At 39.2% G+C, this 21,160-nt stretch carries 21 protein-coding genes; 6 read left to right on the top strand and 15 right to left on the bottom strand.

Annotated elements, in window-relative coordinates:
- Positions 1–85: 85 nt before the first annotated feature.
- Positions 86–1,315, bottom strand: coding sequence for a phosphoglycerate dehydrogenase (serA, locus tag EOK74_RS02540; RefSeq protein WP_133468339.1), 1,230 nt, complete (start codon positions 1,313–1,315; stop codon positions 86–88).
- 215 nt (positions 1,316–1,530) lie between these two features.
- The gene (locus tag EOK74_RS02535; protein WP_133468338.1) at positions 1,531–2,415 is read right to left on the bottom strand and encodes a WYL domain-containing protein; all 885 of its coding nucleotides are present in this window, start codon (positions 2,413–2,415) and stop codon (positions 1,531–1,533) included.
- A gap of 219 nt (positions 2,416–2,634) precedes the next feature.
- Between EOK74_RS02535 and EOK74_RS21245 the strand changes: the two genes are divergently transcribed.
- Together EOK74_RS21245 and EOK74_RS02525 are read left to right on the top strand one after the other, a co-directional pair.
- On the top strand, positions 2,635–3,561 hold the full coding sequence (locus tag EOK74_RS21245) for a DUF480 domain-containing protein (RefSeq protein WP_133468337.1): 927 nt from the start codon (positions 2,635–2,637) through the stop codon (positions 3,559–3,561).
- Positions 3,562–3,817: 256 nt separating this feature from the next.
- Complete coding sequence (locus EOK74_RS02525; RefSeq protein ID WP_133468336.1) at positions 3,818–5,326, top strand: hypothetical protein; 1,509 nt, start codon at positions 3,818–3,820, stop codon at positions 5,324–5,326.
- Between the two features lie 81 nt (positions 5,327–5,407).
- Here EOK74_RS02525 and trxC read toward each other — a convergent pair whose 3' ends face one another.
- The 13 genes from trxC to EOK74_RS02460 all read right to left on the bottom strand — a co-directional run bounded on the left by trxC (position 5,408) and on the right by EOK74_RS02460 (position 15,880).
- On the bottom strand, positions 5,408–5,839 hold the full coding sequence (gene trxC, locus EOK74_RS02520; protein ID WP_133468335.1) for a thioredoxin TrxC: 432 nt from the start codon (positions 5,837–5,839) through the stop codon (positions 5,408–5,410).
- Positions 5,840–6,964, bottom strand: a complete 1,125-nt coding sequence (locus tag EOK74_RS02515) for a glutathione S-transferase family protein (protein ID WP_133468334.1) — start codon at positions 6,962–6,964, stop codon at positions 5,840–5,842.
- Between the two features lie 140 nt (positions 6,965–7,104).
- Positions 7,105–7,644 (bottom strand): DUF1697 domain-containing protein, encoded by a 540-nt coding sequence (locus EOK74_RS02510; protein WP_133468333.1) that lies wholly within the window; start codon positions 7,642–7,644, stop codon positions 7,105–7,107.
- Positions 7,644–8,666: an alpha/beta hydrolase gene (locus EOK74_RS02505; protein ID WP_133468332.1), complete on the bottom strand. Its 1,023-nt coding sequence runs from the start codon at positions 8,664–8,666 to the stop codon at positions 7,644–7,646. The genes EOK74_RS02510 and EOK74_RS02505 overlap by 1 nt, the downstream gene beginning before the upstream one ends.
- Before the next feature lie 284 nt (positions 8,667–8,950).
- The gene (locus EOK74_RS02500; protein ID WP_133468331.1) at positions 8,951–9,691 is read right to left on the bottom strand and encodes a glutathione peroxidase; all 741 of its coding nucleotides are present in this window, start codon (positions 9,689–9,691) and stop codon (positions 8,951–8,953) included.
- Between the two features lie 144 nt (positions 9,692–9,835).
- Entirely contained in the window at positions 9,836–10,072 is a 237-nt protein-coding gene (gene yacG, locus EOK74_RS02495) for a DNA gyrase inhibitor YacG (protein ID WP_133468330.1), read from the bottom strand.
- Between the two features lie 27 nt (positions 10,073–10,099).
- Positions 10,100–10,852, bottom strand: a complete 753-nt coding sequence (gene zapD, locus EOK74_RS02490; protein WP_133468329.1) for a cell division protein ZapD — start codon at positions 10,850–10,852, stop codon at positions 10,100–10,102.
- A gap of 93 nt (positions 10,853–10,945) precedes the next feature.
- Positions 10,946–11,557 carry a dephospho-CoA kinase gene (coaE, locus tag EOK74_RS02485; RefSeq protein WP_133468328.1) on the bottom strand — a complete coding sequence of 204 codons (612 nt, stop codon included), beginning with the start codon at positions 11,555–11,557 and terminating at the stop codon, positions 10,946–10,948.
- Positions 11,554–12,468 carry a prepilin peptidase gene (locus EOK74_RS02480; RefSeq protein ID WP_133468327.1) on the bottom strand — a complete coding sequence of 305 codons (915 nt, stop codon included), beginning with the start codon at positions 12,466–12,468 and terminating at the stop codon, positions 11,554–11,556. Before EOK74_RS02480 ends, coaE begins: the two co-directional genes overlap by 4 nt.
- Positions 12,469–12,577: 109 nt before the next feature.
- Positions 12,578–13,792 carry a type II secretion system F family protein gene (locus EOK74_RS02475; protein WP_133468326.1) on the bottom strand — a complete coding sequence of 405 codons (1,215 nt, stop codon included), beginning with the start codon at positions 13,790–13,792 and terminating at the stop codon, positions 12,578–12,580.
- 69 nt (positions 13,793–13,861) lie between these two features.
- Positions 13,862–14,305 carry a pilin gene (locus tag EOK74_RS02470; RefSeq protein ID WP_133468325.1) on the bottom strand — a complete coding sequence of 148 codons (444 nt, stop codon included), beginning with the start codon at positions 14,303–14,305 and terminating at the stop codon, positions 13,862–13,864.
- A 198-nt stretch (positions 14,306–14,503) separates the two neighbouring features.
- Positions 14,504–15,343 (bottom strand): carboxylating nicotinate-nucleotide diphosphorylase, encoded by an 840-nt coding sequence (gene nadC, locus EOK74_RS02465; protein ID WP_133468324.1) that lies wholly within the window; start codon positions 15,341–15,343, stop codon positions 14,504–14,506.
- A 33-nt stretch (positions 15,344–15,376) separates the two neighbouring features.
- Positions 15,377–15,880, bottom strand: coding sequence for a retropepsin-like aspartic protease family protein (locus tag EOK74_RS02460; RefSeq protein WP_133468323.1), 504 nt, complete (start codon positions 15,878–15,880; stop codon positions 15,377–15,379).
- Between the two features lie 118 nt (positions 15,881–15,998).
- On the opposite strand from EOK74_RS02460, the gene ampD reads away from it, so the two are divergent.
- The 4 genes from ampD to aceE all read left to right on the top strand — a co-directional run bounded on the left by ampD (position 15,999) and on the right by aceE (position 21,149).
- Positions 15,999–16,544: a 1,6-anhydro-N-acetylmuramyl-L-alanine amidase AmpD gene (gene ampD, locus EOK74_RS02455; protein ID WP_133468322.1), complete on the top strand. Its 546-nt coding sequence runs from the start codon at positions 15,999–16,001 to the stop codon at positions 16,542–16,544.
- A gap of 52 nt (positions 16,545–16,596) precedes the next feature.
- Positions 16,597–17,427 (top strand): beta-lactamase regulator AmpE, encoded by an 831-nt coding sequence (ampE, locus tag EOK74_RS02450; protein ID WP_133468321.1) that lies wholly within the window; start codon positions 16,597–16,599, stop codon positions 17,425–17,427.
- A gap of 189 nt (positions 17,428–17,616) precedes the next feature.
- A complete protein-coding gene (locus EOK74_RS02445; RefSeq protein ID WP_133468320.1) occupies positions 17,617–18,372 on the top strand; it encodes a GntR family transcriptional regulator in 756 nt (251 codons plus the stop codon).
- 101 nt (positions 18,373–18,473) lie between these two features.
- A complete protein-coding gene (gene aceE, locus EOK74_RS02440) occupies positions 18,474–21,149 on the top strand; it encodes a pyruvate dehydrogenase (acetyl-transferring), homodimeric type (RefSeq protein WP_133468319.1) in 2,676 nt (891 codons plus the stop codon).
- The last annotated feature ends 11 nt before the right edge of the window (positions 21,150–21,160 follow it).

Here is a 21,160-nt window from a genome sequence, read left to right as displayed (position 1 = left end):
TTTGAGGAGGATATATACTCAAGGTGCATTAGAGAATACTTAAAATGATGACAGTCTTTTGAACTGTCATCATTAATAATCAAAATTAATGGAGCATTCTGGTTTTAATAGTGCCGTCAATTTTTAATAACTGCTCAAACGCCTCACCAGCATCATCCGCTTCAACATCAATGACCACATAACCAATGTTTTCATTGGTTTGTAAATATTGTGCGGCAATATTTAAGTCTTTTTCAGCAAACGCTTGGTTGATTTGTGTCAAAACACCTGGTGCATTCTCATGAATATGTAATAAACGCGACCGATTTGTGTGCTCAGGTAAAGAAACTTCTGGAAAATTAACAGCTGATAAAGTAGAACCATTATCACTATATTTCGCAAGCTTACCCGCAACCTCAATTCCTATATTTTGTTGAGCTTCTTGTGTACTTCCGCCAACATGGGGAGTCAAAATAACATTTTCAAACTTAGTCAATGGCGATTCGAACACTTCATTGTTAGACTTAGGCTCCACAGGGAATACATCAATTGCCGCCCCCGCTAATTTGCCATTTTCAAGCGCATCTACCAAAGCATCAATATCTATGATTGTGCCTCTAGCAGCATTCATCAAAATGGCGCCGTCTTTCATCATGGCAAACTCTTTGGCACTAAACATGTTTTGAGTTTGCAAAGTTTCCGGTACATGCAGGCTCACCACATCTGAGGTATTTAATAAATCTTCTAAGGTTTTAATTTGAGTCGAATTACCTAAAACCAATTTACTTTCAATATCAAAAAACTGAACTCGCATGCCTAAATGTTCAGCCAAAATGCTTAACTGGGTACCAATGTGACCATAACCAATAATACCTAGAGTTTTACCTCTGGCTTCATAAGAGCCAACGGCGCTCTTGTCCCACACGCCGCGATGGGCTTTAGCATTCTTCGCTGGGATATCTCGCAATAAAAGGATCATTTGTCCTAAAGCCAACTCAGCCACAGAGCGAGTATTTGAAAAAGGAGCATTAAAAACAGGAATACCGCGCTTTTGCGTAGCATTTAAATCTACTTGGTTGGTACCAATACAAAAACAGCCCACTGCCACTAACTTGTTAGCAGCATTAATAACCGCTTCTGTTAACTGGGTACGAGAGCGAATCCCAATAAAATGAACATCTTTAATTTTTTCAATTAATTCATCTTCAGGAAGCGACGTTTTTAGATACTCAATGTTTGAGTAGCCGTTAGCATGCAGAGTATCGACTGCGCTCTGATGTAAACCTTCCAATAACAGGATTTTAATTTTTTCTTTAGGTAATGACACTTTACTCATAAGGGTTCCCACTTAAGAATTGCAATTAAAGACATCTGGACGTCTATTTGGATGAGAAAATAACAGAAAGCCAAGCATATAGAAAGGTAAAAGATGGGATTAGTTAGACCAATTTATTTATTAGATATTCTTCGGCTGTTACTTGCTTCAAGAACTTTAAAAAAAGGAAACTAATTAGCTTGTAACTACCCTTTTTATGAATATAGATTGATAAACTAGCTTGGTACTAAGGATACATTTTCAAGTAACTTGAGGGCATCCAAATTCTGCAGGGCCAATTGGCAGCCACTACCGTAAAGCGCATAACCTTGGGAACAATCCACCTGCCATTGACGTAAGACATAAGCCGCAACGGCAGCTCGCTGGTTAACCTTTAAGACCCCGTCACTCATACCATAATCCATTTCAATTGCTCTAGATTGTTTCAAGTTGGGGTGAGGAATAAGTATTAGCTCTACTTGTTGGTTCCATTGTTCGTCATAAGGGCTAGCTTCATGAACATGCAGCGAGTCGTCCATCAAGTCAACAAAGGTAAAACGAGTACAAACAAAATCTCTAAATTTATTATTTTTTCTATCATAGGCACGAACGTGCCATCTATGCCCATTGTTAACCAATGAATGAGGAACAATTGCTCTTATTGTTTCTCCAGAACTTACCGATACGTAACCACACTTTATTGCCTTCTTATTATGTATAGCTCGCATTAAACCACTGATGATCTGAGTACTGGGGTGGATCAAACGCACGGCATCAAAGCACTGTTCTGTCGGCTGGACTCCTGTAGAAATACCATTACCAAAACCACGGCTTAAGGATGATAGTATGACTTCGGGATCATGATTAAAAATAGCCTGGAACGCTTCAGTACGTTGATAGCTTTTAGTCTGATGTTGTAGCACAAGATTATCTGGGGCTAATTCTTTATAGGTACTAAAATCTCGAGTACTCGCTGCTAAACCAGTTTTAAAGCGTTGTATGAGGTCGGTACGCGCGACATGCCCAAAAAACTGTAAACTAAAATCGATAAAAGCTAAACGGTCACGCTGTGCATGGGGCAGTTCAGCTAAAGTTTGTTTCGTTACTGTATTCTCGGTCATTTCTCATCCCCTCATAGTAAGACTCATTATGAGTCGATATAGAGAGATTAAATCACCACATCAACAAATGCAATCATTTTGATTACATCTAATTTTATTAAATGTTTTTCACTATTTATTATTTCAAATTCCCACTAATTTATTTAAGTCTGCGTATGTAATCTAAATCCACTTACCCCGTATAATATAATTAACTAGTCGTACCAAAGGAATTACACAATGCTTATGCAACTAACGCCTCTACAAGCAAGGATTATTGGTGTGTTACTCGAAAAAGAAATCACCACACCAGAGCAATACCCATTATCTTTGAACGGCCTAACGTTAGGCTGTAACCAAAAAAGTAACCGTGACCCCGTGATGCAATTAACTGAGTCTGAGGTTCAAAATACCTTAGATGAACTCAGAGATAAGAAGTTGATTTTTGAGCACACCAGCTCAGGCAGTAGAGTAACTAAGTACAAACATAGATTTTGCAATACCGAATTTAGTGACCTTAAATTTAGTCGCCAGCAGCTCGCTATTATATGCGTGATGCTATTACGCGGCCCACAAACTCCAGGTGAATTAAGAACTCGCACAAACCGATTAGCAGAATTCGCTAATGTGGATGAGGTTGAAACCTCCCTTAATACGTTACAAGCATTAAATGATTTACAACTGGTTACCAAATTAGAACGAGAGCCAGGCAAACGAGAATCTCGTTATGCGCATTTATTCTGTGGGCCATTAGAAACGTTAGTTGATCCCCTAATACAATCACCAAGCCCATTACCAAGTTCAGAGAAAAACAATGACACTATAGTTCGCAAAGAAACTAAGCAACGGATGAGTCGTATCGTTATTCATCAAGGTACCGTTTACTTATGTGGACAAGTTTGTGCAGATGCAACCCAAGGTATCCAACAGCAAACCCAAACCATGCTCGATAAAGTAGAGCAATTACTAGAAGACGCAGGAAGTGATAAAGAGCATATGCTCAGTGCCACACTCTACATTAAAGATATGCAGGACTTCGCCGCCATGAATCAAGTTTGGGATAACTGGATTCCAGAAGGATACGCCCCCGCTAGAGCCTGTGTACAAGCCTCGATGGCAAGACCTGAACTATTGGTAGAAATATCAGTCATAGCAGCACAAAAATAACCACATTTAGGTTGTTTTATAGACATATTTTTAAACAATAGAAATGTGTGCCATTAATATGAATACTAGGCAAAGAAATTGCTTTGCTTTTTTCATATATCAAAATATTGACGTAACCACGAGGCTGTTGATATTTCGGGGCTTTTTTGCAGCGAGAGATACGCCAGTGTAACGACACTGGTGAGTAGTGATCTTGTATACGTCTTGCCCTAAAGGTGCTTCCGAATATCAAACAGTGTCGTACTTTGGAGTTTGTGTGAAAAAAGTAGTAATAACCACCCCTTTAGTTTTGGCCTTTTTAAGTGGATGTGGAGGAGGAACTGGCAGCAGCTCATCAGGAGGTTCTACTGGCCAAACCTATAGTTGGCAAGTAATTCATTTAGAAACTACATCGGCTGAAAATATAGAAGAAGGCTGCATTATTTTTGGCACCTCAGAAAATGACCCCGATAAAGTTATTACCGCTTCTGTAGCCAATAGCAATTACAACATTTTGTTCCATGATTCTGATGGTTCATTATTAGAAGACTATACGATAGCCTCAGAAGATGTTTCAACCACAGGAATAGCCAGTATAGACAGTTCATTACTCCCAGATAACGGTTACATCACGTTAGAAGAAATAGAAAGCGGCTTAAGCGATAACCCTAATGTTTATATGTTTAGTGTTGAAAAGTCTCTATTATCAGATTTGGTTGTGAATGTTCGCCTTCCACAAACCGGCAGTGACTGTTACACCGGAGAAGATTACCGTGCAAATTCCGAAACCTCTGCCTCAGCAGCCTTGAGTGTTCTTGAACAAGCCAACATTAATTTTTACCAAACGAGCTACTCTGAAGAGTTAGTGAGCGGAAAATCTATTTCATCAAATATTCCAGTGTTATCACCTATCCCTGCAGAGAAAGACACCTTAGTGACGGCTTTTTATGAAAGTGAGAACAATCAATATACAGACTTGGGATATTATACTTTCGTTGATTCCAGTTACATTTACGATACCGAATTAGCAGCTGAAATAATTTCTTCTAATTTACAGAATACTGATTTAACACCATTTTATTGGCAAACGTCAGACAATATAACACTAGACTCAAGCAGCGCCATTACCATTATCTACAATGAAAACACCTATCTGTGGCAATATATTTACAACGATATTGACCAAGTAACGTTAGCTCTTAATGATAATGACATAAATAGTTGGGCAGGTTATTTCTCAGGTACAGACAATACCACTCAATGGCAGTTTGATAGTTTTCAGACCATCACAAATAACACCATCAATATAGAACTGGATATTCCTGAACTAAATTCAATTGAAAACATGCAACTTATAGAGAACTGCTCCATAGATACCCGCTCTGCCGATTATTGCATTGATAGAGGCGTTAGCTTTGATCCTGATGACTTCAATTTTCAACGTACCCATATAAGACTGCTATCAGGAGTAAGCAACAATACTGTGTACCAAACCATTTATGGCTCACCTTCGTTACAACAACCTTTATTAGAAAGCAGCGTCTTAGACATTCAGCCTAGTGCTACCTCTCGAATGGAAATAGGGTTAATGGAGGGCAGCTCAGCAGATGAAAACTTACAATACTTTATGGACAAGTACTTGGATGTCACTACATTAGCCGAAACAAGTACTGTTGCTAACTTCAATGATGCTAATGGCTTTGTAACAACTCCCTTAGAAAGTGAAGCTCTGCATCAAACAATACTCAAGTCTAATGTTACCTTTGTGCAGCATGGGGTCGAATAAAAACATCTAGTGTTTCATATGTAACAGCACAATAATTGAAGCAATCCCCCGCTTTCACTCTAGGGGGCTTGTTCTTGTTCTTTAAGGTAGCTTCTTCAAGCATTGCATAACCCATGCTTTTAACTGCTGTTCACTCAAGCCACCAGAGAGCCTATCAATCTCTTTCCCATGATGAAAAAATATTAAAGTTGGAATACTTCGAATGGAGGCAGCAGCAGAAACCTGTTGAGCTAATTCAGTGTTAACCTTTGCAAATAAAATTGAGTCAGACTGTTTAGCCACACTTTCAAAAATGGGAGCCATAGTTTTACAGGGTCCACACCAGCTTGCCCAAAAATCAACAATAACCGGTAAGTCATTCTTTTCGATATAACGATAAAAATTAAGATCCGTTAATTCAATACTCGTAGTGGGCACAGCTAAACTTTTGCACTTTCCACACTTAGCTAAAATGTGATTTTTATCTTCTGGTATGCGATTAATAGCAAAACAATGAGAGCAAACTAAATACATTTATAATCCTATTGATGATATATCTGTGTTAGAAAAAGTGAGTTGATTGTTTTTTCTTATTACCCAATTTTTAATATGTAACTGCATACACTCTAAACCGCCCATATTTTTCAAAAAGTCATCTACAGAAGGTTTTTCAGCTCCATTAAATTGATAATAGCATTTCAACACCCGCTGTACTTTCCACTGATGAAACGTAGCAATCGCCCGTTTATCAGTGGTATTACCTATAGTAAAGCTATGCTCACCTATGGTCCTAGGTATGCTAATACTTTGAGGGTTAGCCTGGCCCCACTTTTCAAGTTGTTCAACTGTGCTTTGTAACACAGGCCACTGCTCTTTAAACATTCTTTCTAATAGGGGTATTAAACTTGTAGGTATCTCATCATTGCTTAAGTATGCTCCTTCTGGCACATCTTTTTGGTTCATTCTCAGCACCCATTTGGCAACATTGGGCGCTATTGCTTTCATAATTTTACCAGGAGCTGGGTCGCGGAATAAATGCGCATAAAGAGGCCCCATTAATGCAAAGTCACCGATGCAAGGCTTGCTACCGAGTAAATATTCATGCTCAGCAAAATGTTCATTTAGCAGTTTCAGCACATGATTTTCATACCAATCTTCGATAGCTGGAATAGTTTTATCCGTAATTCCTAACATAGGTACAAAGCCTTTAAACTTCGTGCCTATTTTTCTACCGACATAGGCGCGAATAAAGCCTGGCATGTTAGGTAAAACCACCTTCCCAAACTCTTCATAAATAAACGGGAAATTATCTTTATTCCATCGATAATGCATGGCTGGTATAACTAACCATTCATCTCCCCAGGTTTCAAACAAATAGGATACAAGTTTTTGCCGGGCCGTAGCAGGTATCACAGAACGGCCGGGGTGCGCCTTTTCAAGCGTATCGACAATATACGCGGTGTCCTGCAAATATTCATCTGAGGGAGTTTTTAATACAGGAACGAAACGCACCCCAGTATTGGGTACAATGACATTTTTATAAACTTTTAAAGATGAAAAAACCTCTTGATAAGGTATCTGCTTATAATTTAGATATGCTCTGGCTTTGCCTGTATATAAAGACATAGGCGCACCATAGAGGGTGTATTCATTAGACATTATGTTTGCTCAACTTTACTAAAGGGACGATTGCTTAAACCGCCTTTAGCCTAAATGCCTTTCAAACAAACGCCATTTATTTTACGAATACATGACAATAAATCACCTTACTGACTAAAGGCACTTCTAAAAACAGAAGGTTATTGGGTATCTTCAAAACTTAATAGTTTGCTTACTGTATTCCAATTTCGAGCTGTGGTAGCCACCCCGAGGCAACGTTCAATTTTAGCACAAAGCTTAGAGCGGCCAATTCCATCAGGAGCATGTAAATACAGCACAGTTCCAAGTAACTCGAAGGACTCACTTTCAGCCTTTACAGCTTTTAAACTTTGTAAATCTGGAGAAGGGGTAGTTTCTTCTAAAAAGTATAGATGCAGAGTTTTTGGCTCACGCTCAGCATGTTTAAAAGGATTGGCATTAGCTAGCTGATGAAAGGTTTCAAACGTAAAAGCCATCACCGTAATGGTAAAGCCAAATTTTGACTTAATATTGGTAGCAATATCTGAAGCTACTTTGTCAGCAGACTGGCTCGGGTGAAACAAAGACACATTGCCACTTTGAATATAGGTGTTTACACCACTACACCCCATCAACACTAGAAGTTCTGATAACTGCTTCATCGGCAAAAGATTGTTGCCACCCACATTTATGCCTCTTAATAAAACGATAAAGTGACTCATTAATTCGCTGCCAAAAAGACCGTCAAACTATCCAGCATGTCAGTATGTTTAGGGTTCGCTTTGGGAACATCACAAGGCATAACCTCTTCAAGTAGTGATCCGTCAACACCTATTTCAGATACTTGTTGTGAATTAATAACCACATCGGCATGACAAACATCTAGCTCTTTAGGTATTTCATACAAAACACTATTAGCTTGGTTCTGCTCTATCAAACTTTTAACACCAACAATTGGCGTTGTTCTATCGGCAACAGAGTGAGCCGCAAAAATAGGTAAGTCGACTGTTGCACCTTGCTCTATTAATTCTCTTATAGCAAAAATAACTTCAACCAACTCAAACGCAGCAAAACGAGCCACATGAGGGTATTTATATGGATTGGCATTTTCAGATTGATATTCACCATCTAAAAATTTTGCTAGTAACTGTATACCCCAAATTTTAGCCATAAACTCAACGTTAGAGTCTAAAGCTAATGCGCCTGAAAATAGCACTAACCCACTTATTTTTTCAGGGTTCTGTAAAATATATTCCGAAGCTAATGCCCCCCCTGTAGAGAAGCCCCCCATATAAACTTTTTTACCCAATTGTTCAGAAACACTAGTCACCTCAGCAATGTGTGAGCGCCACCTATCTGCAAGTGCATAATCTTCCATATCAGCATCAGGATCCGTTTTTCCATGACCAGGCAACAAGGCGACTACCACGTTAAAGCCTTGTTTATGGATAGATTGAGCGATGGAACGGAAATAAAAAGGTGAGTCACTTAATCCATGGAACAACACCATAACTTTTTCAGTTTTAGCGCCATGATGCAAAATATAAGGAGCATTTTTGTCATTTCTTAATGCGCTTGAGCACACTCTAAATACATTTATCTCAGGACTTAAACAGCCTTGGGTCGACCCAAGTTCGGTCTGATAAATATCATCAAATTTATCAAAAACCGGCTCAATACCTTGAGCGAACACAAAGTTAGTGAAAGTAGCCGTCAAAAAAATTACGAAAATATAGGGTTTCATAGCAAGTATTTCTTGTTTTAAATTGAGCTCATACTAATCCTTGTCACTACATAGATTCAACCATAACCTATGAATATAATTAGCTTTTTCTTAAGTGATTAATGAATGGTCACAGACGTGAGGATACGACTAAGGTTAAAGGAATTAACTCTTGCCCTTTGAATAGTTCTGAAGGTGTAACACTGAGACTCCAGCAAAATGAGCGGCTATTTAACCTTTAACTACCATAAATACCAGATACAAAAATGGCGCTATTTAAGCGCCATTTTTTACGTTATCTAAGACTATGAAAAGTAAGCTTCTAAATCATCAGAGCCGCCAATTAGCTTGCCACCGATAAAGACTTGAGGCCAAGACTCATTACCAGATAGAGCTTTGAGGCCAGTGAAAGAAATCTCACGTCCCATTACAAACTCTTCGTAAGCCAAACCTTTTTCGTCTAGTAAGTTTTTAGCTTTTGCACAAAATGGGCAACCTGGCTTAGTTAACACAGCCACTGGCTCAGGTTTAACGGCTTCTGGTGCAATATACTCAAGCATAGTATCGGCATCAGATACTTCAAACGGGTCGCCAGGTAAGTCTGGTTCGATGAACATTTTATCTACTACGCCATCTTTAACCAGCATTGAATAGCGCCAGCTACGCTTTCCAAAACCAAGGTCAGCTTTGTCTACTAATAACCCCATGCCGTCAGTGAACTGACCGTTACCGTCAGGGATTAGCGTAACATTATCTGATTCTTGATCTTCAGCCCACGCGTTCATTACAAATGTGTCATTTACAGACATACATACAATTTCATCTACGCCATTAGCTTTAAATACATTCGCCAATTCGTTGTAACGGGGTAAATGAGTAGAAGAGCATGTTGGTGTGAATGCACCAGGCAAAGAGAAAACTACAACAGTTTTACCTTTAAACAATTCATCAGTCGTTAAATTTACCCACTCATCGTTAACACGAGCTGGAAAAGTACAACTAGGAATTGCTTGGCCTTCTTTATTCTCAAAATTTGGGTTAGACATAATATTTTATCCTTACATGTTTAGTTTGAATCGGGGCGACTGCCTCAAATTGAAATTATAATAGCGATATGACGTACATATTAAAAATGATTAAAATAGATAGTTATAATCAATTTAATAGATTAAAGACTACTTATTACCTATTTAGTCTTTGAAAAAGCCACTGTCTTGTTGGCTTAACATAGCTTCGATATCTTCAATATCAGGAAGCTCTGTAATTTCAGCATCTTTACCACCGCCACAAGGGATCGACTTTCCTTCATCAGCCCATTCACCTAAATCAATTAATTGACATTGTTTACTACAAAAAGGGCGAAATTTACTAAGTGTTGTCCACTTAACCTTCGCTTTACAATTTGGACAATTAACTTCAGTCGTCATTTTTAATATTGCTCTTAATGGGTAACGTTAACAACACGCTAATTTAAAACTAACTGTAGAATCTACAGCCGAACTACCGTTCATATTAGCTACAAACAAAGTAAAGCGAATGGCATAACGGTATTTATTACCGGATAGCATAGGGTAATAGCCTTGATCAGTAGCAGCTAATACTCGTATTAATTCATTTTTGTCTTCGGCAATCCCTTGATAGAAGCCTTTTTCAGCATTCACATCTGTAAACCGCCCTCTTTCTCTTAAAAAAGATAAGGTCACTTCCATCGACTGCTGAATAGGCATCAACTCGTCTAACCAGGAAGATACATGTTGTTTTTTAAACTCTAAGGGTTGCTGCAACCAGTAATGCAAGTTTGGAAGATCAAAACTACAGGTACCACCTGGTATAGAAAACCTTTGCCTAATAGAAGATAAGAGTCGGTCTTCTTTTAATTCTGCTCCGACTTTTTTGTTGGTTCTTAAAGACTCTCTGAGACGTAATATTTTTTTAAGGGCAAACTGCAATGCTTCTTCATCAATATTGGGGTGTTTAGACCAGATCACTAAGTTTTTTTCATGTATCTCAATATCTTTAAGTACATCATTACGTAAATCAATACGCTCTGTTAAATCAAGAAGAGTAAAAAGACAATCTAAAAAGTTGATGTATTCCCAATCTTCAACTGCAGCTTTTCCTTGTTCAAGCTGCTTAAATAACTGCTCAAGTCTAAGGTAAGTACGTACCTTTTCATTGAGTGGAAATTCGTAAATAGCTTGAGACATTTTGACCTTATAATTTATTACGTGGTAAATCACGACTTTGAGTAATGCTTACCATTGTAAAGAATTTTTAGTCAAATCAATAGGCTAAAATCATCACCTAATTTTATTTTTGGCTAACTGCAAATAGGTCTGATGGAGTAATTCCACCTGAATTAACAGCTTTTCAGGGCTATCATTATTGTCAATCACATCATCTGCAACCGCTAAGCGCTGTTCTCTACTGGCTTGAGAGTCCATAATCGCTTGAATTTGTTGGGCATTAGTTTTGTCTCTAAGTAAGGTACGTTTTAATTGGTTGGTTTCACTCACATCTACAATTAATACTCGATCGACCATCTCATACAATTTATTTTCTACCAGTAGGGGCACACTCAACAAACAATAGTTAGATTTGGCTTGTTGTACCTGTTTCACCATCTCAGTTCTAATTGCAGGGTGTAGTAATTGATTCAGCCACTCTTTATTTTCTGGCTCACTAAACACTAACTGCCGCAACTGGCTTCTATCAAGCGCACCGTTTATGTCTAAAATTTTCTGACCAAATTTACCAACAATAGCTTGTAACCCCGGCGTTCCAGGCTCAACTGCTTGCCTAGCGACAATATCTGCATCAATCACGTCAATATTAAATTTTTTAAAATAATTGGTAACTGTAGTTTTCCCACTACCAATTCCACCACTTACCCCTACTACATATTGGCTCATGCCAGCATCCAATCCCAATATTGAGTTACCAGCCAATCACCATACATTAGGGTTAACCAGCCAGCGGCTGCTAAATATGGTCCAAAGGGTATAGGCTGACTCTTATCTTTTCCCTGAATAGTAAGTAGTGTAATCCCCACCACCGCCCCAACTAAAGAGGATAATAAGATAACCACAGGTAAATGCTGCCAACCTACCCAGGCTCCTAAAGCGGCAAGCAACTTAAAATCACCATACCCCATGCCTTCTTTACCGGTTAATAACTTAAATACCCAATAGATTGACCATAAACTTAAGTACCCCACGGCCGCCCCTATTAAGGCGTCTTGTGGCGAAACAAAAGGCCCATTAATACTCAGCAATAGCCCTAACCAAAGTAACGACAAGGTCAGTTGGTCGGGCAACAACATGGTATCTAGATCAATAAAAGTCATGGCAACCAATAACCAAGTGGCAATAACAGCAGCAACCGCAGCTAAACCAAAACCAAAGTGCCAAGCAACAAGGGCGGATAACAAACCCGTGGCTAGCTCAACTAAGGGATAACGAATAGGTATAGGTGATTTACATTGACTACATTTACCTCCAAGGGCTAACCAACTAATAACCGGAATATTCTCCCACGCTCTAATTTTATGTTGGCATTTAGGGCACGTTGAATCGGGCTTTACTAAGTTAAAGGTTTCTGGGGTACTGGTATTAACATGGGGTGCCTGAGAGGCATGAGCTTGAGGAGTGTTATTTTGAGACAAAAGATACTCGTCAATTTCTGCTTTCCAGCGTCTTTCCATCATGACTGGTAAGCGATAAATCACCACATTCAAAAAACTTCCGACTAATAAACTAATAACGAAAACTACAGAGATAAAAACAGCAGGGTAATCCGCCATAAGTTGCAATGATGAGTGCATAGAAAAACTTAATAAGTAGAGTTAGAGGATAGCTTGCCAGAAATTAAATAAGCAAGCTATCAGAACAGATAAATCATATAAAATAGGTATCAGTGATACTCTAAGGTATCTAAACAACGTTACCCATTTCGAAAATTGGCAAATACATGGCAACAATCAAACCACCTATTACTACACCTAAAACAGCCATAATCATGGGCTCTAGTAAACTGGTAAGGCCGTCAACCATATCATCCACTTCAGCCTCATAAATATTTGCTACCTTACCTAACATTTCATCCACCGAGCCCGACTCTTCACCTATGGCTATCATTTGCACCACCATTTCAGGAAAAGTACCCGTAGAGCGCATGGCTGCATTCATTTGAATCCCGCCCGCCACTTCTTTTTTTACAAATAAGATTGCATCTCTAAATACCGCGTTACCAGCAGCTCCTGCAGCTGAATCCAAAGCACCAATTAAGGGTACGCCAGCTGCAAAGGTAGTCGACAAGGTTCGGGTAAAACGAGCCACTGAGGCTTTTTTAAGTATTTCACCAATCACAGGGATTTTTAAGACTTTTTTGTCAACTGAATCTCGTAAGTTTCGGGATTTACTATGGGCTTTCTTAAACAAAAACCCCGCAGCAAACACCCCAGCCCCAACAAATACACCATAGTCTTGCAGAAACCTTGATATGCCTAAAACAAATTGAGTAAAGGCTGGCAATTCGGCACCAAAACTAGAAAATATCTCTTCAAACTGTGGCACCACAAAAATAAGTAATATTACCGTTACAATTACTGCAACTACCACTACCGCAATAGGGTAGAACATAGCTTTCTTAATTTTTGACTTGAGTGCCTCAGCTTTTTCTTTATATAAAGCGATTCTGTCATAAATGGTTTCTAGGGCACCAGATTGTTCACCGGTTTCAACTAGGTCGCAATATAAATCATCAAAATATTTAGGATGCTTACGTAAAGTGTCAGATAGTGGATTACCAGCACTGACTTCTGCAGTAATTTCTACCAAGAGTTTACGCATGCTCATATTGGCATGGCCTGTAGCTATCATCTCTAAGGTTTGTATTAAGCTCACCCCGGCGGTTAACATAGTAGCAATTTGCCGAGATAACATAGCGATATCTGCCGGAGTTATTTTTTCGCCACCTTTACCAAATAACGGTTTAGCTAATTTTTTAACTCGTTTAGCAGCAATACCTTGTCGCCGAAGCTGGTTTTTAGCTTCAAGAACATTCATAGCCGAAATTTCACCTTTTACAGCTTGGCCATTTTTATTATTGCCTTGATAGGTAAAAGTAGTTGGGGTAAAAGATGCCATAACACTCACACTCTAGGTTGTAGAATCAAAAAAGCCCGGATATTCCGGGCTCATTTCAAAATGAATAACTTAACAAAGTGTTGATGGAGTACAGGTTTCTGCCCAAGTAATTCCACCATTTGTCGCAACTGTTGGCGTCAAGACATAAGAAGCAGCACTTGTACCATTAATATTTGAGTCCGAAGGCTTAGTAGCCGTTATAACTCCAGAAGTAACACTTAAACCAGGAATTCCAGCTGCCGCTGTAACAGCTTCAGGGATGTCAGTTGGATCAGTCGTTGTACTTGAATTACAATCGGTAAGTGCATTTCCCATTTGTACGCAAATCTCTACAGCTGTCTTTGCAGGCGCAGTCGCATTAGTTACTTCAGTAAAACGAGCTTTTTCTGTATAAGACTGATAAGCTGGTAATGCGATAGCAGCCAAAATACCGATAATAGCAACAACAATCATCAATTCGATAAGTGTGAAGCCGTTTTGTTTTTTCATAGTGTTAGTTTGAGTCATGTTCATGGTGTATCTCCAATATAAAAGTAAAATAAATTAAGTTGTTTAGCGTTTAAGTTTTACAGCGTTGTTTTTGAATTCCTGTTCAGTATAGATCGGGATCCCTTTCTAGCAAGTATCCAAAAACATACTTAAGTGTTGGCTTTAAAACGGTTACTAATTAACTCTAGCTATTTACTTTTAACATGCACCTTAACTAACTTATCAAATTACACGTAATGAAAGGTCAATTGCTTTAATATCTTTAGTTAGGGCACCAGACGAAATATAGTCTACCCCTAACTGTGAAAGGGCTTTCAGCCTAGGTTTAGTGATATTTCCAGATACTTCTAACTTACACTTTCCAGCATTAATTGCGACAGCTTGTTGAATCATTTGGTTGTCAAAATTATCCAACATTATAATATCAGCCTTAGCTAAAATAGCCTGATTTAACTCTTCAATATTTTCAACTTCTACTTCTACATTTAATTGAGAATTGGCTTGACGCGCTTGTTTTACTGCGTTCTCTATCGATCCACAGGCGAAAATGTGATTTTCTTTTATTAGGTATGCATCATACAACCCAATTCGATGATTAGTGCCGCCACCACAGCGCACTGCGTACTTTTGGGCAAGGCGCATCCCCGGTAATGTTTTGCGAGTATCTAACAGTTTTGTATTAGTACCAGCCAGCTCTGCCACACAATCAGCCACAGTAGTTGCCGTACCTGATAGGGTTTGCAAAAAGTTAAGAGCTGTACGTTCGCCCGTCAATATATGCCTTGCATTGCCTGTTATCTTTACAATAGTTTGATTAGCAGACAGTTGCTCACCGTCATTTACACACCATAGTAGCTTTATACCTTCATTTAATTGTGCAAAGGTTTCTGTTACCCAGGCGGCCCCCGCTAATACACATGCTTCACGGGTTATAATCTCTGCAGTAATATGTTGCTCAGCTGGAATTAAATTGGCTGTGATATCGCCCAAGTCTGCATCTTGGCCATTTAGGTCTTCTGATAATGCCAATTTAACGGCTAATGGAATATCAATATTTTGCATAACGTCTCTATATAAGTGGAAAATGTAAATGGCTTATAGATGCTTCAAAATAAGCCATTCACCTTTTTGTGTGAATTCTAATTGTTTAAGGGCGCTCATCCCAAGCAAAATTTCATCTGATTTAACTGCTGGGTTTAAGTGGGCAGCCACATCAAATAGCTGGATATCGCCAATAGACAAACGATTAATACTGGTTTGCGCTACCTGAACACTACCGTTAGCAGTTTGTACTCTAGACGCTCTACCCAGTTGCAGCCCTAGTTGCTGCGCTAGATGCATAGGCACAGAAACCTGCGTAGCACCGGTATCCAATAAAAATACAACAGGCTGTCCGTTAATTGCGCCTCCTGTAATGTAATGCCCTGCTCTATTTTGTTTAAGCCTGACTTCAACTACCCCCATATTTTGAGATGAAATAGGCTGTGCATTTGGATTAAATTGCTCGGCTAGTTGCTCATCAAACATAAAAGTAAGCAAACCTAGGCCTATTACCCAAGCAACAATCAACATGCCTTTGCCCATTTTACTTTGTAGCATAACGACCTCTAAATTTTGATTGGCTGCATAGCTACATTTATAGCAAATAAAATAACGCGATAGCTGCCTTTCACTTTGTTATGATAATGAAATCAGAACAATCAAAATAGCCAATACGTTGATTAAGCAAGCAATTTTAACACAAGCTGAATATTACCCAAGCACGCACTGTGACGATAGGCCAGAAAATACAGATATTTCCTTGTTGGTTATTCATAATATTTCATTACCTCCAAATGAATTTGGTGGAGAATATATAAAGTACTTTTTTACTGGTAAGCTTAACCCTGAATTACACCCCTATTTTACCAGTATTTACAAAATCCGTGTATCTGCACACTGCCTAATACAAAGAGATGGGCATATAGTGCAATTTGTTCCTTTTAGTAAAAGAGCATGGCACGCAGGCATATCTAGCTTTCAAGGTCAAAATAGGTGCAATGACTTTAGCATTGGTGTTGAACTTGAAGGTGCCGATCATCTTCCCTACACAGATGAGCAATATAGAAGCCTGCAACACCTCAGCCTTGCATTACAGCAAACCTACCCAGCAATAACTCTAGGGCGCATTGTTGGCCATAACGACATTGCCCCAGGACGAAAAACCGACCCTGGTATATCATTTGATTGGACCAGATACAGACAGCTATTAATATGCAAATAGAGAGTGATATAATTTTTGTGTCACTTCCCATAATTTCGAAAAGGCTATTTACATGACATTGATCAGTTTATTACTGGTTTTATTAATTGAAAGAGTAACCACTCTATCTAAATATTGGCAAGCCGAGTTATATACCAATAAATATCTAGAAGTCATCAAATCAAAAGATTGGTTAAACTCCTCATCAAAATCTTGGGTATTAGCTTTAGTGGTGATACTTCCTGTTTTATGTATCTATTTATTAGTACAAAAATTCTCCGGCGGGTTAATAGAACTAGTATTAAGTACAGTCATTCTGATGGTGTGTATGGGTTGCCCTGTAATTCGAGCAACCTATAAATGCTTTTTACAAGCGGCAAGCAAAGGCGATATGCAGGCATGCAGCATGTACGAACAACAAATCAAAAATAATGCGACTGATGACCTTTCAATAGGACAAAACTTAATCTGGCAGAATTACCGTCATTACGCAGCCGTAATTTTATGGTTTGCGGCATTAGGGGCGGCAGGGGCAGTTTTATACGTTTTGATTCGCGAATTATCCAATAAACTAGAAGCCGATGATGAACACCAAATTGCCGCCGCTCAAACCAAACGTTTATTGACCATTGTGGATTGGATTCCAGTACGGATCACCACTTTAGGTTTTTTAGTGGTGGGGCATTTTTCACGTGCTTTACCAACTTGGCTCAGTTACCTACCCGACCCCACTGTACCTGCAAAAACCTTACTGCTAGATGTATCTAAAAAGGCAGAAGAAATTGAACCTGACGAAGAGGATTGCACCGAAGAGCCCTGTACTTTAGTTCGCTTAGCTAAACGAAATGTGATGTTTTTGTTGGTAGTTATTGCAATTTTGTCAATTTCTGGTTGGATAAACTAACAGGTCTGACCACAAAGCAAGTACCTCTTACCCCTTAATTTACATGGCATGAAGGGATTAACCTGCATCTTGCTATTAGTTAAATTAAAATTAAGATTTACCCCAGCGCAAATGTTTAATAAGCTATTGCACCAAATGGTCTTACCAATTTACCAAAGGTTAACTCCTCTGGTTGGATGGAAAAATTAAATGCGCCGAGTGCAATCAAGAAAAATATCTGATGACATAATGGAACAATTAGAGTCCATGATGCTTGATGGTAGATTAGCCGCAGGTCAAAAACTTCCTCCAGAAAGAACATTAACCGAACAATTTGAAGTATCTCGCCCATCGGTACGAGAAGCCATACAAAAACTAGAAGCAAAAGGCCTTGTTATTCGTAAACAAGGCGGGGGTACCTTTGTGTGCGACAACCAATTAAAAGGGCTAGCAGATCCCTTGTTTGACCTGATGTCAAAAACTCCTAGCACACAATTTGATTTACTAGAGTTTAGATTAGGTGTTGAAGGCATGGCTGCTTATTACGCAGCCATGCGCGGCACACCAAGTGACTTAAAAGTTGTACAGAACAAATTTGAAGCTATTGGACTTGCACAAATCGAAAATGACCCTCGCTTAGAAGCAGAAGCCGTTTTTGAATTTTTTATTGCGATCTGCGTGGCATCACAAAACAGCATTTTTTTACATTTAGTGAGAAGCATGGCGAGTCTAATTACAGATAATTTAGAACGTCACATTACTATGCTGGCCAGAAGTCCAGATATGTTTGAAAGAATGCGCAATTACCATAAGAAATTATTAGCAGCGATTTTAAGTGGCAAACCACAAAGAGCGTGGAACGAAAGTCACACCCACTTAACATTTGTTGAAAAAGAACTATTGTTACAGACACAAGAACAGAGCGCCATAAGGCGTTCAAGAAGTGGTATGCAACGATACGCATAAGTTTTTAACTTACGCATTAGTGAAATACACCTTGGCTAATTTTAATATTTTTAGTCATTTATTTATTTTTACCCTACAACATTGGAGACTAAGTAAATACTATGTCTGAGCTCCCTAACATCGATTTAGATTCAGCTGAAACGCAAGAATGGCTTGAATCATTGGAAGCCGTTTTGGAAAATGAAGGTCCAGAGCGTGCTCATTTCCTTTTAGAGAAGTTAATAGATCAAGCTCGCCGCAGTGGTACTCACTTACCATTTGATGCGAAAACAGCTTATGTAAATACTATTCCACCATCACAAGAGCCAAAAATGCCCGGTGACCAAACAATTGAAGCCCGTATACGTGCTGCAATTCGCTGGAACGCCCTAATGATTGTATTACGAGCTTCTAAAAAAGATTTAGAGCTAGGTGGTCATATTGGTAGTTTTGCTTCATCTGCAATGTTGTATGATGTGGGCTTTAACCACTTCTTTAAAGCGCCAAATGACAAAGACAGTGGCGATTTTATTTTCTCACAAGGTCATATTTCCCCTGGTATTTATGCACGCTCATTTGTTGAAGGTGCATTAACTGAAGAACAATTAAATAATTTCCGTCAAGAATGTGATGGCGAAGGCTTATCGTCTTATCCGCACCCGCACTTGATGAAAGATTACTGGCAATTCCCTACTGTATCTATGGGCCTTGGTCCATTGCAGGCTATTTATACTGCTCGTTTCTTAAAGTATTTGACTGACCGTGGTATCAAAGACTGTTCTGGTCAACGTGTATATTGCTACATGGGTGACGGTGAGTGTGATGAGCCAGAATCATTAGGTGCCATTGGCTTAGCGACTCGCGAAGGCTTAGACAACCTAACGTTTGTAATTAACTGTAACTTACAACGTCTAGACGGCCCTGTACGTGGTAACGGTAAAATAATCCAAGAGCTAGAAGGCACATTCCGTGGCGCAGGCTGGGAAGTAGTGAAAGTTATCTGGGGTAGTTACTGGGATGCACTAATCGCCCGTGATAAATCAGGTAAACTTCTACAACTTATGAGCGAAACCGTTGATGGTGAATACCAAAACTGTAAAGCTAAAGGTGGAAAGTACACTCGCGAGAACTTCTTCAACAAGTACCCAGAAACTGCTGCACTTGTTGCTAATATGTCTGACGAAGACATTTTCCGCTTAAATCGTGGTGGACATGATCCAGTTAAAGTATTTGCTGCTTATCAAAAAGCTATGGATACTAAAGGTCGTCCTACTGTTATTCTTGCTAAAACCGTTAAAGGATTTGGTTTAGGTGCATCAGGTGAAGCATTAAACATTGCTCACAACGTTAAGAAAATGGACGTTGATTCAATTAAACAATTCCGTGACCGTTTCAACATTCCAGTTGCTGACGAAGCGATTCCAGACTTACCTTACTTCAAGTTTGCTGAAGACAGCGTTGAATATAAGTACATGAAAGAGCGCCGTGAAGCATTAGGCGGCACTTTACCTCAACGTCGTATGCAAGCTGAAGAACAACTTGAAATGCCAGAGCTATCCATTTTTGATGCGATACTTAAAGGCTCAGGTGACCGTCAAGTTTCATCTACTATGACATTCGTACGTGTACTAAACAGCCTATTGAAAGATAAGAAAATTGGTAAACGTATCGTGCCTATCATTCCTGACGAAGCCCGTACATTTGGTATGGAAGGTTTATTCCGTCAAGTAGGTATCTATGCGAGTGAAGGACAGAAATACGTTCCTCAAGATGCTGACCAAGTTGCTTATTACCGTGAAGATAAAAAAGGCCAAGTATTACAAGAAGGTATTAATGAATTAGGTGCAATGGCGTCATGGGTTGCTTCTGGTACGTCTTACTCAACCTGTAATGCGACAACTATTCCATTCTACATTTACTACTCAATGTTTGGTTTCCAACGTGTTGGTGACTTAGCATGGGCAGCGGGCGATAGCCAGGCACGTGGTTTCTTACTGGGAGCAACAGCTGGCCGTACAACCCTTAACGGTGAAGGCCTACAGCACCAAGACGGACATTCACATGTTCAAGCTAACTTGATACCTAACTGTGTTACTTACGACCCAACTTATGGTTACGAAGTAGCAGTGATCGTACAAGACGGTTTACGTCGCATGTATGGTGAAAACGAAAATGTTTTCTATTACCTAACATTAATGAACGAAAACTATCAGCACCCTGCTATGCCAGAAGGTGATGACGTAGCTGCAGATATCATTAAAGGTATTTATAAGTTAGAGCGAGTTGAAGCGAAAAAAGCTAAATCTAACGTTCAGCTAATGGGCTCAGGTACTATCTTAAATGAAGTACGTAAAGCCGCTCAAATCTTAAGCGCTGATTATAACGTATCTTCTGATGTTTACTCAGTGACCTCTTTCAATGAACTAGCCCGTGAAGGCCAAGACGTAACACGTTGGAACATGCTAAACCCAGAAGCAGAGCCTCTTACTGCTCACATTGGTCAGGTTATTACGAAAGATGCAGGTCCTGCAATTGCAGCCACAGATTATGTTAAAGGTTATTCTGATCAAGTTCGTGCATTCATTGAAACTGATTATCGCTGTTTAGGAACTGACGGTTTCGGACGCAGTGATAGCCGTGATAACTTACGTACTCACTTTGAAGTCAATGCAGCTTACGTAGTAGTGGCTTCGTTGTACGAACTATCTAAACGTGGCGAAGTAGAAAAGAGTGTTGTAACAGAAGCAATTAAACGTTTCGATATCAACACAGATAAACTTAATCCACTTTACGCTTAATAGCGACTAGA

This window comes from Paraglaciecola marina (assembly GCF_004360155.1).
In the GTDB taxonomy this organism is placed as follows: domain Bacteria; phylum Pseudomonadota; class Gammaproteobacteria; order Enterobacterales; family Alteromonadaceae; genus Paraglaciecola; species Paraglaciecola marina.
This window is presented reverse-complemented; position numbering and strand designations above follow the sequence as displayed.

What these genes read in the sequence shown, in the direction of transcription:
- EOK74_RS02515 (WP_133468334.1), bottom strand. Translation starts at nt 6,964, where the DNA reads ATGTCTAATGAATACACCCTCTATGGTGCGCCTATGTCTTTATATACA.
- zapD (WP_133468329.1), bottom strand. Translation starts at nt 10,852, where the DNA reads ATGTCTCAAGCTATTTACGAATTTCCACTCAATGAAAAGGTACGTACT.
- EOK74_RS02500 (WP_133468331.1), bottom strand. Translation starts at nt 9,691, where the DNA reads ATGTCTAACCCAAATTTTGAGAATAAAGAAGGCCAAGCAATTCCTAGT.
- EOK74_RS02510 (WP_133468333.1), bottom strand. Translation starts at nt 7,644, where the DNA reads ATGAGTCACTTTATCGTTTTATTAAGAGGCATAAATGTGGGTGGCAAC.
- EOK74_RS21245 (WP_133468337.1), top strand. Translation starts at nt 2,635, where the DNA reads ATGCTTATGCAACTAACGCCTCTACAAGCAAGGATTATTGGTGTGTTA.
- EOK74_RS02445 (WP_133468320.1), top strand. Translation starts at nt 17,617, where the DNA reads ATGCGCCGAGTGCAATCAAGAAAAATATCTGATGACATAATGGAACAA.
- serA (WP_133468339.1), bottom strand. Translation starts at nt 1,315, where the DNA reads ATGAGTAAAGTGTCATTACCTAAAGAAAAAATTAAAATCCTGTTATTG.
- EOK74_RS02505 (WP_133468332.1), bottom strand. Translation starts at nt 8,666, where the DNA reads ATGAAACCCTATATTTTCGTAATTTTTTTGACGGCTACTTTCACTAAC.
- trxC (WP_133468335.1), bottom strand. Translation starts at nt 5,839, where the DNA reads ATGTATTTAGTTTGCTCTCATTGTTTTGCTATTAATCGCATACCAGAA.
- EOK74_RS02480 (WP_133468327.1), bottom strand. Translation starts at nt 12,468, where the DNA reads ATGCACTCATCATTGCAACTTATGGCGGATTACCCTGCTGTTTTTATC.
- yacG (WP_133468330.1), bottom strand. Translation starts at nt 10,072, where the DNA reads ATGACGACTGAAGTTAATTGTCCAAATTGTAAAGCGAAGGTTAAGTGG.
- EOK74_RS02460 (WP_133468323.1), bottom strand. Translation starts at nt 15,880, where the DNA reads ATGCTACAAAGTAAAATGGGCAAAGGCATGTTGATTGTTGCTTGGGTA.
- nadC (WP_133468324.1), bottom strand. Translation starts at nt 15,343, where the DNA reads ATGCAAAATATTGATATTCCATTAGCCGTTAAATTGGCATTATCAGAA.
- EOK74_RS02470 (WP_133468325.1), bottom strand. Translation starts at nt 14,305, where the DNA reads ATGAACATGACTCAAACTAACACTATGAAAAAACAAAACGGCTTCACA.
- aceE (WP_133468319.1), top strand. Translation starts at nt 18,474, where the DNA reads ATGTCTGAGCTCCCTAACATCGATTTAGATTCAGCTGAAACGCAAGAA.
- coaE (WP_133468328.1), bottom strand. Translation starts at nt 11,557, where the DNA reads ATGAGCCAATATGTAGTAGGGGTAAGTGGTGGAATTGGTAGTGGGAAA.
- EOK74_RS02535 (WP_133468338.1), bottom strand. Translation starts at nt 2,415, where the DNA reads ATGACCGAGAATACAGTAACGAAACAAACTTTAGCTGAACTGCCCCAT.
- EOK74_RS02475 (WP_133468326.1), bottom strand. Translation starts at nt 13,792, where the DNA reads ATGGCATCTTTTACCCCAACTACTTTTACCTATCAAGGCAATAATAAA.
- ampE (WP_133468321.1), top strand. Translation starts at nt 16,597, where the DNA reads ATGACATTGATCAGTTTATTACTGGTTTTATTAATTGAAAGAGTAACC.